At 36.2% G+C, this 14,386-nt stretch carries 12 protein-coding genes and 1 other annotated feature; all 12 genes read left to right on the top strand.

Annotated elements, in window-relative coordinates:
- Positions 1-66 precede the first annotated feature (66 nt).
- The 12 genes from yihA (at position 67) to mreC (ending at position 14,386) form a co-directional block, all read left to right on the top strand.
- Entirely contained in the window at positions 67-651 is a 585-nt protein-coding gene (gene yihA / locus AB2Q86_RS08255; RefSeq protein ID WP_003723242.1) for a ribosome biogenesis GTP-binding protein YihA/YsxC, read from the top strand.
- Positions 652-778: 127 nt separating this feature from the next.
- Positions 779-2,086, top strand: coding sequence for a glutamyl-tRNA reductase (gene hemA, locus AB2Q86_RS08250; RefSeq protein WP_012581266.1), 1,308 nt, complete (start codon positions 779-781; stop codon positions 2,084-2,086).
- A gap of 3 nt (positions 2,087-2,089) precedes the next feature.
- On the top strand, positions 2,090-3,019 hold the full coding sequence (gene hemC, locus AB2Q86_RS08245) for a hydroxymethylbilane synthase (protein WP_003730231.1): 930 nt from the start codon (positions 2,090-2,092) through the stop codon (positions 3,017-3,019).
- A complete protein-coding gene (locus AB2Q86_RS08240) occupies positions 3,016-3,738 on the top strand; it encodes a uroporphyrinogen-III synthase (protein ID WP_012581267.1) in 723 nt (240 codons plus the stop codon). The genes hemC and AB2Q86_RS08240 overlap by 4 nt, the downstream gene beginning before the upstream one ends.
- The gene (gene hemB / locus AB2Q86_RS08235) at positions 3,735-4,709 is read left to right on the top strand and encodes a porphobilinogen synthase (RefSeq protein ID WP_012581268.1); all 975 of its coding nucleotides are present in this window, start codon (positions 3,735-3,737) and stop codon (positions 4,707-4,709) included. Before AB2Q86_RS08240 ends, hemB begins: the two co-directional genes overlap by 4 nt.
- 12 nt (positions 4,710-4,721) lie before the next feature.
- Positions 4,722-6,011: a glutamate-1-semialdehyde 2,1-aminomutase gene (gene hemL / locus AB2Q86_RS08230; protein WP_003736696.1), complete on the top strand. Its 1,290-nt coding sequence runs from the start codon at positions 4,722-4,724 to the stop codon at positions 6,009-6,011.
- Positions 6,012-6,058: 47 nt separating this feature from the next.
- Positions 6,059-6,285, top strand: a binding site (T-box leader).
- Positions 6,286-6,333: 48 nt separating this feature from the next.
- A complete protein-coding gene (locus tag AB2Q86_RS08225; RefSeq protein WP_041176521.1) occupies positions 6,334-8,985 on the top strand; it encodes a valine--tRNA ligase in 2,652 nt (883 codons plus the stop codon).
- 62 nt (positions 8,986-9,047) lie between these two features.
- Positions 9,048-10,343 (top strand): folylpolyglutamate synthase/dihydrofolate synthase family protein, encoded by a 1,296-nt coding sequence (locus tag AB2Q86_RS08220; RefSeq protein ID WP_012581270.1) that lies wholly within the window; start codon positions 9,048-9,050, stop codon positions 10,341-10,343.
- Between the two features lie 209 nt (positions 10,344-10,552).
- Positions 10,553-11,263: an A24 family peptidase gene (locus AB2Q86_RS08215; RefSeq protein ID WP_012581271.1), complete on the top strand. Its 711-nt coding sequence runs from the start codon at positions 10,553-10,555 to the stop codon at positions 11,261-11,263.
- A gap of 11 nt (positions 11,264-11,274) precedes the next feature.
- A complete protein-coding gene (radC, locus tag AB2Q86_RS08210; protein WP_012581272.1) occupies positions 11,275-11,949 on the top strand; it encodes a DNA repair protein RadC in 675 nt (224 codons plus the stop codon).
- A gap of 450 nt (positions 11,950-12,399) precedes the next feature.
- Positions 12,400-13,413, top strand: a complete 1,014-nt coding sequence (locus AB2Q86_RS08205; RefSeq protein WP_003723230.1) for a rod shape-determining protein — start codon at positions 12,400-12,402, stop codon at positions 13,411-13,413.
- Between the two features lie 85 nt (positions 13,414-13,498).
- Positions 13,499-14,386 (top strand): rod shape-determining protein MreC, encoded by an 888-nt coding sequence (gene mreC, locus AB2Q86_RS08200; RefSeq protein ID WP_003730223.1) that lies wholly within the window; start codon positions 13,499-13,501, stop codon positions 14,384-14,386.

Here is a 14,386-nt window from a genome sequence, read left to right as displayed (position 1 = left end):
TGGTGCTTTTTTCCTCTTTTTCCGTTATACTAGTAAAAGATAATGAATAGAACAGGATGGAAAATTATGGATGTAAATAATGTAGAACTAATAATAAGCGCTGTTCGACCAGAGCAATATCCCGAAACAGACCTTCCAGAATATGCACTTGCAGGTCGATCAAACGTTGGAAAATCATCTTTTATTAATACGATGATTCGCCGCAAAAGTATGGCAAGAATTTCACAAAAACCAGGAAAAACACAAACACTAAATTTTTATAAAATTGAAGAAGCACTTTTCTTTGTCGATGTACCCGGTTATGGTTTCGCTAAAGTTTCGAAAACAGAACGCGAAAAATGGGGCGTCATGATTGAAACCTATATCACTTCTCGCGAGCAACTTCGTGGTGTTATCCAAATTGTAGATTTGCGCCATAAACCTACAGAAGATGACCGAATGATGTATGAATTTCTGAAGTATTACGACATCCCTGTCATCGTCGTAGCAACGAAAGCAGACAAAATCCCACGCAGTAAATGGCAAAAAAATGCTAAAATTGTGCGAGAAACACTTGATTTTGATCCTGATGACAAATTTGTCTTATTTTCCTCTGAAACAAAAATGGGAAAAGACGAAGCATGGCAGTTTATCAAAGAAGGAATGGAATAATAGAAGGAGTTGGAATGAAAAATCCAGCTCTTTTTTCCGTCTAAATACATAAACGGACTATTTGGTGTACACATCGAAAAGTGGTAGAATGTATTAGAGTTCAATTTAATTTTAGGAGGATTATCGAATGTTTATTCTCACCATGGGGCTGAATCATCACACAGCACCAATCGACATCCGCGAAAAATTAGTTTTTAAAGAAACCGAAGAAGAAATGGCCTTAGTAACATTACAGCAGGAAAAAAGTATCCTCGAAAATGTTATTATTTCAACGTGCAATCGAACAGAAATTGTTGCGGTTGTTGACCAAATACATACAGGTAGATATTACTTAAAACGCTTTATGGCTAATTGGTTTCAAATGGATATGGAAAAAATCGAGCCTTATTTGTTTTTCCATGAGGAATCAGAAGCTGTCAATCATTTATATAAAGTAACCGCGGGACTTGATTCGCTTGTGCTTGGAGAAACACAAATCCTCGGACAAGTAAAACATGCATTCGAAATCGCCAAACAAACGGCTACAACAGGTACGCTTTTAAATAAACTTTTTCGGGAAGTAGTTACTTTCGCAAAAAAAGTACATCACCATACAAAAATTAATGAAAATGCTGTTTCTGTGAGTTATGCAGCTGTAGAAGTTGCAAAAAAATTATACGGTTCATTAGATAACAAGAAAATTGTTCTGATTGGCGCAGGCGAAATGAGTGAACTTGCTTTGCAAAACCTTGCTGGGAGCGGCATGACAGATATAACTATCATCAACCGCACGAAAACGAATGCAGAGTTATTAGCGAACCAATTTCAAGCAAAAGTAGGCGCATACGAAAACATGAATGAACATTTGCTGCTTGCAGATATCGTTCTCGTTTCTACAAGCGCGGCAGAGCCAATCATTAAGCAAGCTGCGATGCAAGAATTGATGGAGCAAAAAGCGAGTTCAATGCTTGTGATTGATATCGGTTTACCTCGAAATGTTGAACATGATTGTTCATATATTCCCAATTTCCATTTGTATGATATCGATGATTTGGCAGGAGTTGTTACTGCAAACTCAATAGAGCGTCAACAAATTGTTCTGGAACTGGAAGATACGATTGAGTCAGAAGTTCGTAATTTTTTCGAGTGGGAGAAACAGCTGGGTGTCGTTCCTGTTATTCGTGCTTTGCGTGAAAAAGCGCTCGATATGCAAGAAGTTACCATGACTAGTTTAGAAAATAAACTTCCAGGCTTAACAGAACGTGAATATATCCAAATCGGAAAACATATGAAAAGTATCATCAACCAAATGCTGAAACAGCCTATCTCAGAGTTAAAAGAAATGTCCGTAGAAGAAGATGCAACTACAAGTATTGAACATTTTAAACGTATTTTTGGATTAACTAAAACAGATGTGACAATAATAGAAAAAGAACAAGCCGAAACGAGGAGTTAACGGATGAAACGGAAAATAATTGTTGGTTCTAGACGAAGCAAATTAGCTTTAACACAATCTAACTGGGTAATTAACAAGCTCAAAGAAAATTATCCTGCGTTCGATTTTGAAATTAAAGAAATTGTTACAAAAGGAGACCGGATTTTAGATGTCACACTTAGCAAAGTAGGCGGAAAAGGTCTATTTGTTTCTGAAGTGGAGCAGGCTTTAAGTGACAAAACGATTGATTTTGCGGTACATAGTATGAAAGATGTCCCTTCAAGTTTGAAAGAAGGGTTAGTTATTGGTGCGATTCCAAAACGTGAATCTCCGCTAGATTGCTTTGTTTTCAATCAAGTGAACGCATTAGATGAGCTACCACATGGTTCGGTTATTGGTACGAGTAGCTTGCGTCGAGCTGCGCAACTTCTAAAACACCGCCCTGATTTTGTGATTAAGCCGATACGAGGCAATATTGATACCCGGCTTCAAAAATTACATGCTGAAAACTTTGATGCAATTATTTTAGCAAAAGCCGGACTAGCTCGCATGGGTTGGTTAGAAAATACGACATTAAAACTAGAAGATATCCCCCCCGAACTATGTTTACCTGCTGTTGGTCAAGGTGCACTTGCTATTGAGTGCCGTGAGAGTGATCAGCAAATTCGTGATATGCTTACTTCTATTCATCACGAAGAAACAGGAATTTGTGTCGAAGCAGAGCGCGTTTTCTTGAAAAAATTAAACGGTGGCTGTGAAATCCCGATTGCAGGTTTTGCTACAAAAGCAAATGAAGCCGTTCATTTTAAAGGATTAGTTGGTAACGCAGATGGTTCCATAATTCTTGAAGCCGAACAAACCGGCGCAAATCCAAGTGAAATTGGAAATAAAGTAGCAGAAGATTTGCTAAGTAAAGGTGCAGATACTATTATCCAAGAACTGAGAAACATATGAATAAAAAAGTTGTTTTAACAAGAGAGGCGAGCAAAAATCAACCTTGGCAAACCTATTTCGGGCAAAACGGTTTTGCAGTGGTGTCCGTTCCGTTAATTAAAACACGACCTAAAAAAATTAGTTTGAGCCGCGAACAACTAGAAGCAGAATGGCTTTTTTTAACGAGCGCCAATGCTGTAGAGTATTTTTTCATGAATCAACCTGGAGAAGCACATTACAAAATAGCTGTAATAGGTGAAAAAACAAGAGAGAAATTAGCAGAATTTGGCTATAAACCAAGCTTTGTTCCGTCTATCTATCAGTCAGAAATTTTTTTAGAAGAGTGGTTAAATGAAAACCCTGAAAAAACGAGTGTCTTACTACCACAAAGTAATTTGAGCAGATCCATTATAAAAGACACGCTGACCGAAAAAGGATATCTTGTTCATTCAGTGGAACTTTATGAAACAGTTTCCCCAGAGAATTCTAAAATAAAGTTAACTGAACTATTGAATTCAAATGACATACACATCATTATTTTTGCCAGTCCATCAGCTTGGAAAAACTTCTATTCCATCGCGAAGTCATTGCCTGTTCAAAAAGAAAAGTGGCATATCGCATCAATTGGGAGTATCACGACAGAAGCAATTTTGGCAGATGGCTGGGAAGTGAAATATCAACCAAAAACCTTCACCATGAAGCACTTAGCTGATTTGATTATACAGGAGGAATTAAAATGAAAAATCAATTTGATAGACACCGTCGCCTAAGAAAAACCAAAACAATGCGTGATTTAGTGAGAGAAACAGTTTTACATACAGATGATTTAATCTATCCGATTTTTGTCAAAGATGGTAAAGAACCAAAAACAGAAGTAGTTTCCATGCCAGGCGTTTTCCAATTTCCTCTGCACGAACTAGAAGAAGAAATGCGCACCGTAGAGAACCTTGGTATTAAAGCAGTTATTTTATTTGGAATCCCTGCCGAAAAAGACGCAGTTGGGACACAGGCTTACCACGATCACGGAATTATCCAAGAAGCCACAAGACTTATTAAAAAATGCTTTCCTGAAATCCTCGTTGTAGCCGATACTTGTTTATGTGAATTCACTGACCATGGACATTGTGGTGTTATTGAAAATGGTGAAATTCTAAATGACGAATCACTAGATTTATTAAAACAAACAGCTGTTAGTCAAGCGAAAGCAGGAGCGGACATCATTGCGCCTTCTAATATGATGGACGGTTTTGTTCAAGTAATACGTGAAGGGCTTGACGAAGCGGGCTTTTATGATATTCCAATTATGTCTTATGCCGTTAAATATGCTTCTGCTTTTTATGGGCCTTTCCGCGATGCTGCTGAAAGTGCACCACAATTTGGCGATAGAAAATCATATCAAATGGACCCTGCTAACCGTGAAGAGGCTCTTCGTGAAGCGATATCTGATGAACAAGAGGGAGCCGATTTTCTTATTGTAAAACCATCCTTATCTTATTTAGATATTATGCGCGATGTGAAGAACAATACCAATTTGCCAGTAGTCGCTTATAATGTTAGTGGTGAATATGCAATGGTAAAAGCCGCTGCACAAAATGGTTGGATAGATGAAGAAAAAATTGTTTTAGAAATGCTAACTAGCATGAAACGCGCAGGCGCAACACTTATCATTACCTATTTTGCAAAAGACGTTTCTAAATACTTAAATAAATAGGAGGGAAGAAATTTGCAAATCTATTCAAAATCTGAAAAAGCATTTAAAGAAGCGAAAAAAGTTTTACCTGGTGGTGTAAATAGTCCCGTTCGAGCATTTAATTCCGTTGATGCCTCACCGGTTTTTATGGACCACGGAAAAGGCGCTTATATTACCGATATTGATGGAAATGAATATATCGATTACGTATTATCTTGGGGACCGCTGATTTTAGGTCATGCAAATCCTTCTGTTGTGCAAGCTATTACAAATGCAGCAATGAAGGGGACTAGTTTTGGAACACCTACTGAAATCGAAACAGAATTAGCAAAATTAGTTATTGAACGTGTACCCTCTATTGAAATTGTTCGTATGGTTTCATCGGGAACAGAAGCAACGATGAGTGCTATTCGTTTAGCTCGCGGTTATACAAAGAGAGAAAAAATCTTGAAATTTGAAGGAAGTTATCACGGTCACGGAGATTCCTTATTAATTAAAGCTGGCTCAGGTGTAGCAACTCTTGGATTACCTGATTCTCCAGGAGTTACAAAAGGTCTTGCAGCTGATACTATCACAGTTCCATACAACGATATTGAGGGTGCGAAACTCGCTTTTGAAAAATACGGGGAAGAAATAGCCGCGGTAATAGTGGAACCTGTTGCAGGAAATATGGGCGTCGTTCCTCCGATTGAAGGATTTTTAGAAGGGCTTCGAGAACTTACAACTAACTATGGTTCTTTACTAATTTTTGATGAAGTTATGACTGGTTTTCGAGTAGATTACTATTCTGCTCAAGGATATTATGTGGTCACACCCGATCTTACCTGTCTTGGTAAAGTAATTGGTGGTGGTTTACCAGTAGGCGCTTACGGCGGTAAAAAAGAAATTATGGAACAGATTGCTCCGGCTGGTTCTATTTATCAAGCTGGAACTTTATCCGGAAATCCGTTAGCAATGAATGCTGGGTTTGAAACAGTGCGCCAATTAACACCACAAGATTATGATGTTTTTCGCACTTTAATTAAGAGAATGGAAGAAGGTCTGACAGAAATTTCCGCTAGACGACAAGTACCTCTTTCGATTAACAAAGCTGGTTCTATGTTTGGCTTTTTCTTCACGGATCAAAAAGTAACTAATTTTGATACAGCTAAAACGAGTGATTTAGAATTTTTCCGAAGCTATTATCGAGAGATGTTAGGACAAGGGATTTTCTTACCGCCTTCTCAGTTTGAAGGTGTCTTCATTTCTACGATGCATACTGAGAAAGAAATTGATAAAACTCTAGATGCATTTGATACTACGTGTAAAATACTTCGTGGCTAATTGACGAATCTGAAATCTTTTGTTAAAATTATTTCTAGTATATAGATTTAAATGCAATGAAGAGGAAGAGTAAGGCACTTATTTTTCAAAGAGAGAAAGCGGTTGGTGTAAGCTTTCAAAAATAATGTCTGAAGGTAGCCTTGGAGCAGTATTCCTGAACTTTAAGTAAGGAATAACCGGTAGATTTTCTCTATCGTTAACACAATGAAGTGCCTACACTTTTTTCTGTAGGTAAAAAGGTGGTACCGCGAATAATACTCTTTTCGTCCTTTTACAAGGATGAGAAGAGTTTTTTATTTTGCTTAAAAAAGGAGGAATCATGATGACAACCGAACACAATGAAATAAATATGCCTACAAAATACGAGCCGAGTAATGTAGAAGCTGGTAAATATAAATGGTGGCTAGAAAAAGAATTTTTCAAAGCGGAAGGGAATACAGATAAAGAACCATACAGTATCGTTATTCCGCCCCCAAACGTAACAGGGAAACTTCACTTAGGTCATGCATGGGATACTACTTTACAAGATATTATTACTCGGATGAAACGGATGCAAGGGTTTGATACTTTGTATTTACCAGGTATGGACCATGCTGGAATTGCAACTCAGGCTAAAGTAGAAGCAAAATTAAAAGAAGAAAACATTTCTCGCTATGACTTAGGACGCGAAAAATTTGTGGATAAGACTTGGGAATGGAAAGAAGAATACGCTGAGTTTATTCGCGAACAATGGGAAAAGCTAGGTCTTGGCTTAGATTACTCCAGAGAACGCTTTACTCTTGATGACGGTTTATCTGATGCTGTCAAGAAAGTATTCGTAACATTATACAATAAGGGCCTAATTTACCGAGGCCAATATATAATCAACTGGGATCCAGAAGCGAAAACAGCTTTATCGGATATTGAAGTAATCCACAAAGATATTGAAGGCAGCTTCTATCATTTGAAATATCCGCTTACTGACGGTTCTGGTTACTTAGAAGTTGCTACAACTCGCCCTGAAACGATACCCGGAGACACAGCTGTAGCGGTTCATCCTAAAGACGAAAGATATCAGCACTTAATCGGTAAAACAATCATGTTGCCTATTTTAAACAGAGAAATCCCAATCGTAGCGGATGAATATGTTGAAAGAGAATTTGGCTCTGGTGCAGTTAAAATTACACCTGCACATGATCCGAATGATTTTGAAGTAGGGAATCGCCATGACTTACCAAGAATTATTGTCATGCATGAAGATGGTACAATGAATGAAAATGCTGGAAAATATGATGGATTGGATCGCTTTGTAGCTAGAAAAGAAATTATTCAAGACTTCAAAGATTTAGGTTTATTTATCAAACAAGAGCCTCATTTGCATTCCGTAGGGCATTCAGAGAGAACAGGAGCGGTAGTAGAGCCATATCTTTCTCTTCAATGGTTTGTAAAAATGGAACCTCTTGCTGCGGAAGCTTTAGCGCTACAAAAAACAGAAGACAAAGTGAATTTTGTACCAGCTAGATTTGAAAAAACATATGAAACATGGATGGATAACATTCATGATTGGTGTATTTCGCGCCAATTATGGTGGGGACACAGAATCCCAGCTTGGTATCATAAAGAAACCGGCGAAATTTATGTTGGTGAAAATGAACCTGAAAACCTTTCTGAATGGGAGCAAGACGAGGATGTGTTAGACACCTGGTTTAGTTCCGCTTTATGGCCGTTTTCTACAATGGGTTGGCCTGATACTGAGAATCCAGACTTCAAACATTTCTTCCCAACGAATACTCTGGTTACAGGTTATGATATTATCTTCTTCTGGGTATCCAGAATGATTTTCCAATCTGTAGAATTTACTGGGGAAAGACCTTTTAAAGATACATTGATTCATGGCTTAGTGCGTGATTCTGAAGGACGAAAAATGTCTAAATCACTTGGCAATGGTGTAGATCCAATTGAAGTTATTGACAAATACGGTGCAGATTCTCTTCGTTATACACTTGCAACTGGTTCATCACCGGGTCAAGATTTGAAGTTTAGCTATGAAAAAGTAGAGTCTACTTGGAATTTTATTAATAAAATTTGGAATGCATCTCGTTTTGTGTTAATGAACTTAGATGGGATGAAATATAGCGAAATTGATTTGACTAAAGTGACTGAGGTTAGTGACAAGTGGATATTGACTAGACTTAATGAAACAATTCAAGCAGTTACCTCCCTAGGTGAAAAATATGAATTTGGTGAAGTTGGAAGAACATTGTACAACTTTATTTGGGACGATTTCTGTGATTGGTATATCGAAATCGCAAAAATCCCTCTATACGGAGAAGATGAAGTTGCAAAACAAACTACTAGATCCGTACTTGCATATACTTTAAATGCAACAATGCGATTGCTTCATCCATTTATGCCTTTTGTGACGGAAGAAATTTGGCAAAACCTACCGCACGAAGGTGAATCCATCACAATTTCTGAGTGGCCAGAAGTTAATGAAAACCAGATTGATACTAAAGCTTCTACGGCAATGGCTACACTAGTTGAAGTGATTCGTGCAGTTCGGAACATTCGAGCAGAAGTAAACACTCCTCTTAGCAAACCGATTATTCTTGAAATGAAACCAAAGGATGATAACTATAAAGAAATTTTAGAACAAAATATTTCTTATATTGAACGTTTTTGTAATCCTGAACAAGTGACAATTTCCTTTGATGTTGAAGCATCAAAAACGGCGATGACAGCTGTAGTATCTGGGGCAGAGATTTTCATCCCGTTAGAAGCGTTAATTGATTTAGACGTAGAGATTGCTCGACTTGAAAAAGAACTAGAAAAATGGAACAAAGAAGTAGCTAGAGTACAAGGGAAACTGAATAATGAGCGATTCATTAGTAAAGCTCCTGAGAATGTAGTTGCAGAAGAACGTTTAAAAGAAAAAGATTATCTAGATAAGAAAGCCTCTGTACTTGAAAGAATTGAAACATTAAAAGAAGTATAAAAAAGTGAACTGACCTTATCATGAAACCAAGTGGTAGGGTCAGTTTTAAGGTGGTTTAAATAATGACATTGAATTCGTATGAAGAAGCTTTAGATTGGATTCACGGAACGCTTCGCCTAGGAATAAAACCCGGATTAGCTCGAATGGAGTATATGATGGAAAAACTAAATCATCCAGAAAAGGCGAATAAATGGGTACATATTGCGGGAACAAACGGAAAAGGATCTACACTTACTTTTATTAGAAATGCTTTGGAAGAAGCTGGCTATAAAACAGGAACATTCACTTCTCCTTATATTGAGGTTTTTAATGAAAGAATTAGTGTAAATGGTGAGCCAATTAGTGATGAGCTGATTGTTTCATTAGCCAATCGTATTAAACCTATAGCAGAAGAGTTAGAAGAAACTATTTATGGACCGCCATCGGAATTTGAAATTATTACAGCGATGATGTTTCTCTGTTTTGCAGAATATGTTTCTATAGATATTGGTATTGTTGAAGTGGGACTTGGTGGAAGACTAGACTCTACGAATATTCTTATGCCGCTTATTTCTGTTATTACCTCAATTGGAATGGATCATATGGAATTTCTTGGTGATACCATTGAGCAAATTGCTAGTGAAAAAGCTGGCATAATTAAACCAGGTGTTCCAGTTGTTTCAGGAGCTATTCAAAAAGAGGCGCAAGAAGTAATAGCTGAGATAGCGACTAACAATAAATCCAATGTTGCTCAATTATATGATTCTTTTTCTATGGTTAATAAAAACGGGGTAATTACTTATAAAACCATTTATGGTGAAGAGATAAATGATCTTTCCATTGGGCTCCTTGGTATTCACCAATTGAATAACGCTGCGATAGCAATTAAAGTATTGCAGTATTTAAATACATTTTCTAGCTTTACGATTGAATTGTCAGCAATCAGAAACGGATTGGAAAAAGCATTTTGGCCAGGACGAATGGAAAAAGTTATGTCGAATCCATTTATAATGTTGGACGGGGCGCATAATCCAGAAGGTATCAATACATTCGCGCGTTCCATCGAAATGTATCCAGAACCTAAAAAAATAGTAGTGAGTATCTTAGCAGATAAGAACTATCAAGAAATGTTAACTACATTAAGGGCTATTTCCAATTCAGAAATAATACTAACTACCTTTAACTATCCTAGAGCTATGACGACTGAAGAAGTACTGCAAATTGGGGAAGAAGAAGGAATCTCTGTGAATCCGAATTGGCAGCAAGCTTTAAACAATCTTTATAAAGGCGAAAGCGAATCTGATGCTAAAATATTTGTTACAGGATCGCTTTATTTCATCTCAGAAGTCCGTAACTATTTGCTGACCTCCACACGTTAATCTTTTGAATATCACGAGTATACTTGGAGAAATAAAAAAGAACAAATAGCTAAAAAAGGATTTTCAGAGGCTAAAATATATAAAAAAACCTATTTTCTTAGATGGAAAATAGGGTTTTTTGCTATGTCTAGAGTGTGAAAAAACGATTTTAGCTATGTGCAAAAATAATTTAACTCTGCTATTCTATTTTTACAACTAGGAGGTGACAGATGATTTACTTTTTATTAATAATTTATAGTGTAATATTTATGTCTTTTATTCAGGTTGCAGGAGAATGCTTTCCAATGAAAAAAACATTTTTATTCCGCTTCTCAGAGTGTAATTATTGTCAAAAGAAGCTAGCTTTCTATCATATCATTCCCATTTGTTCCTTTTTATTTTTGGGCGGAAAGTCAGAGTGTTGTGGAAAGCGGATTCCAACGACCTACTTTTTAATGGAAATAGTGACACCAATATATATAGTTCTTTTATATAGTCAATATGCTTTTTCTTATTCATTTTCAGTGTACTGTATTATTTATTATTTTTTAGCTTTTTTCTTTATTACAGATATTTTTTATATGTATGTCCCTAATTCTATATTAATTGTATTTTCTTGTGCGCTAATTATCTTAGCCTTCTTATATAATCAGCCTTTGATAGATTTTATTTATTCAAGTATACTCAGTTGTTTTTTCTACCTGCTTTTCTTTATTATCTTTCGAAAAGGGATTGGACTTGGCGATATTAAAATACTTATTATTTTAAGTAGCTTTTTAGGTTTTAAAACAGGATATTATATCTTTTTTCTAGCAATTATTTTGGGGACAATTATATTATTCACTGCATTGCTACTCAAAAGAGTGAAGAAAAATAAGCAAGTTCCATTTGTGCCATATATTTATGCTTCCTTCTTGGTGATTAGTATTTTGATGAAATAGGAGCTGGTCTTATGTTAACAAATGAAATATCAGAAAATGAAAAACCTCGTGAAAAATTACTAAATTATGGGATAGAGTCACTTTCCTCTTCAGAATTAGTCGCTTTAATTATCGAAACAGGCACTAAAAACGAATCTGTTTTGACAATTGCCAATAGAATTATTATGAAATTCAAAAATGTGGCTGAAATGCAATATGCTTCTATAGAAGAATTTCAACTAGTTAATGGAATTGGAGTAGCAAAAGCTTCTAAAATAATGGCAGCAATTGAACTAGGAAAACGCATAAGTATAGTAACAGAACAGGAAGAAGTGGTTGTTAGGTGTCCTGAAGATGCAGTGAAGCTTGTAATGCCTGAGTTAGCTTTTCTTTTTCAAGAGCATTTTCATTGCCTATTTTTAAATACAAAAAATCAAGTAATATATCGACAAACTATTTTTGTGGGTGGGCTCAATGCTTCCATTGTCCATCCTAGAGAAGTTTTTAGATTAGCACTCAGAAAATCAGCTGCATCGATAATGTGTTTCCACAATCATCCATCCGGCGACCCAGCTCCGTCTAGTGAAGACTTACTTGTAACTAAAAGATTAGCTGAAGCGGGTAATATTGTTGGCATAACTTTATTGGATCATATAATCATTGGCAAAAATAAGTATATTAGTTTAAAAGAAAAAGGTTATTTTTAAATCAGAAATACTGTTCACAAAATATCTACAGACATCTTTCACTGCCTTATGCTAAAGTGAGTATCAATAAAAAGCGAAGGTGGTTTATCGTGCTAAATAGATGGAAAGTTTATAAAGATAATTTCATTGTTTTTTCGATAGTGATTGGCATGTTTACTATTCCGATTTTTCTTTGCTTGATGGAATTTTTCAAATAAAATTTATCTTTTCAAAAGTATATTCTTAATAAATTTAACGACACTTAAAAATAGTTTTTAAAGAAAAGTTAAAAATTTTTCCTTCTCATGAAAAATTAATGTCTACTAGTCTTACTTATGTTATAATAAGATGGTTGTTTATGTGTCTAAATAGAAACATTGACACAAAGGGATAAGGTAACATTAATTTAATGGACGAATAAGGAAACTTAATGTATCCTGTAGAATATTACGAAGGAAAAGGAGAATACAGATGTTTGGATTTGGTAATAAAGATATTGGAATTGATTTAGGGACAGCGAACACACTTGTCTATATGAAGGGAAAAGGTATTGTCCTTCGTGAACCTTCCGTTGTAGCAATGAAAAAAGACACGCAAGAAATAGTTGCAGTTGGTAGCGATGCTAAAAATATGATTGGTAGAACACCAGGAAATATTGTTGCAATTCGTCCAATGAAAGACGGCGTTATTGCTGATTATGATACAACTGCAGCAATGATGAAGTACTACATACAAAAAGCTGGTAAGAGCGTTAATGCAAGTAAACCACGCGTGATGATATGTGTACCTTCTGGAATTACAGGGGTAGAAAAACGTGCTGTTATTGATGCAACTCGTCAAGCAGGAGCTAAAGATGCGTTTACAATTGAAGAACCATTTGCTGCAGCTATTGGGGCTGGCCTTCCCGTTGGTGAACCAACAGGTAGTATGGTAGTAGATATTGGTGGGGGAACTACAGAAGTTGCAGTTATTTCACTTGGTGGTATTGTAACTAGCCGCTCTGTAAGAACTGCCGGTGATGATTTAGATGAAGTTATTATTAATTACATTCGTAAAAAATATAACCTATTAATCGGTGATCGTACTGCAGAAGCTATCAAAATGGAAATCGGCTCAGCTAGTCCAAAAGGTTTGGATTTATCTCCATTCAGCATTCGTGGACGTGATTTAGTAACTGGTCTACCTAAAACAATTGAAATTACACCAGAAGAAATTAGTGAGGCACTTGCTGATACAGTAGCTGCAATTATTGATGCTGTAAAAGGAACACTTGAAAATACACCACCAGAATTATCTGCTGATATTATGGATAAAGGTATTGTATTAACAGGTGGGGGAGCTCTTTTACGTAATTTAGATACGGTTATTTCTGAAGAAACTAAAATGCCTGTTATTATTGCAGACGAACCACTTGATTGTGTTGCAATTGGGACAGGAAAAGCTTTAGAAAATATGGATATGTATAAACGTAAAAAAATGAACTAAATGGACACACTCATTTATGTCATATAACAAGATGAATTAGCTTCAAAAAAATGGAAAAAGAGTACTAACGAGATGAGGTGTCGTTATGCCACAATTTTTTCTCAATAAACGTTTGATTATCTTGTTAATATCTATTATTGTTCTTGTCGCGTTAGTTGGTTTTTCTTTACGTGATCGTGAGAATGCTTCGTGGCCGGAACAATTTGTGAAAGATGTTGTTGGATTTGGCGAAAATCTAGTAGCTAAGCCTACTTCATTTATCTCAGGTGCAGTTGGTGGAGTGGTTGATTTAAAAAATACTTACACTGAAAACCAACATCTGAAAGAACGTTTAGAAGAATTGGCACAACTTGAAAGTGAAGTTGCAGACTTGAAAAAAGAAAATAAAGATTTAAAAGAAAGCCTTGATATCACTGATAGTATACGTGATTATGATCCGCTTAATGCCTCTGTTATTTCTAGAAATCCTACTAATTGGAACGATCAAATAGAAATTGACAAAGGTTCAAGTGATGGAGTGAAACCTGATATGGCAGTTACTACACCAAGCGGTCTTATTGGTAAAGTAACAACAACAGGTGCTAAATCGGCTACGGTTGAACTATTAACTTCATCGGATGTTAAAAACCGTGTTTCTGCTAAAGTGCAGGGTGAGGAAAACGCATTTGGAATTATCAATGGATATGACAGTGATACTAAGCTGCTCGAATTAAAACAATTACCGTATGACATGAAATTTAAAAAAGGACAGAAAGTTGTTACTTCTGGACTCGGCGGGAAATTCCCAGCAGGAATCTTTATTGGTACAATTGAAAAAGTTGAAACTGATAAAATGGGATTATCTCAAACCGCGTTTATTAAGCCAGGTGCTGACATGTATGATCTAAACCATGTAACTGTGCTCAAGCGTTCAGCAGAAGCAGGAACTACGGATGATGATGCAACTAGTTCAGACGCGACTGGAGGACAATAA

This window comes from Listeria monocytogenes, assembly GCF_041765605.1.
Classification (GTDB): domain Bacteria; phylum Bacillota; class Bacilli; order Lactobacillales; family Listeriaceae; genus Listeria; species Listeria monocytogenes_D.
Note: the sequence above shows the minus strand (reverse complement) of the source record. Positions and strands in the feature narration are given on the sequence as shown.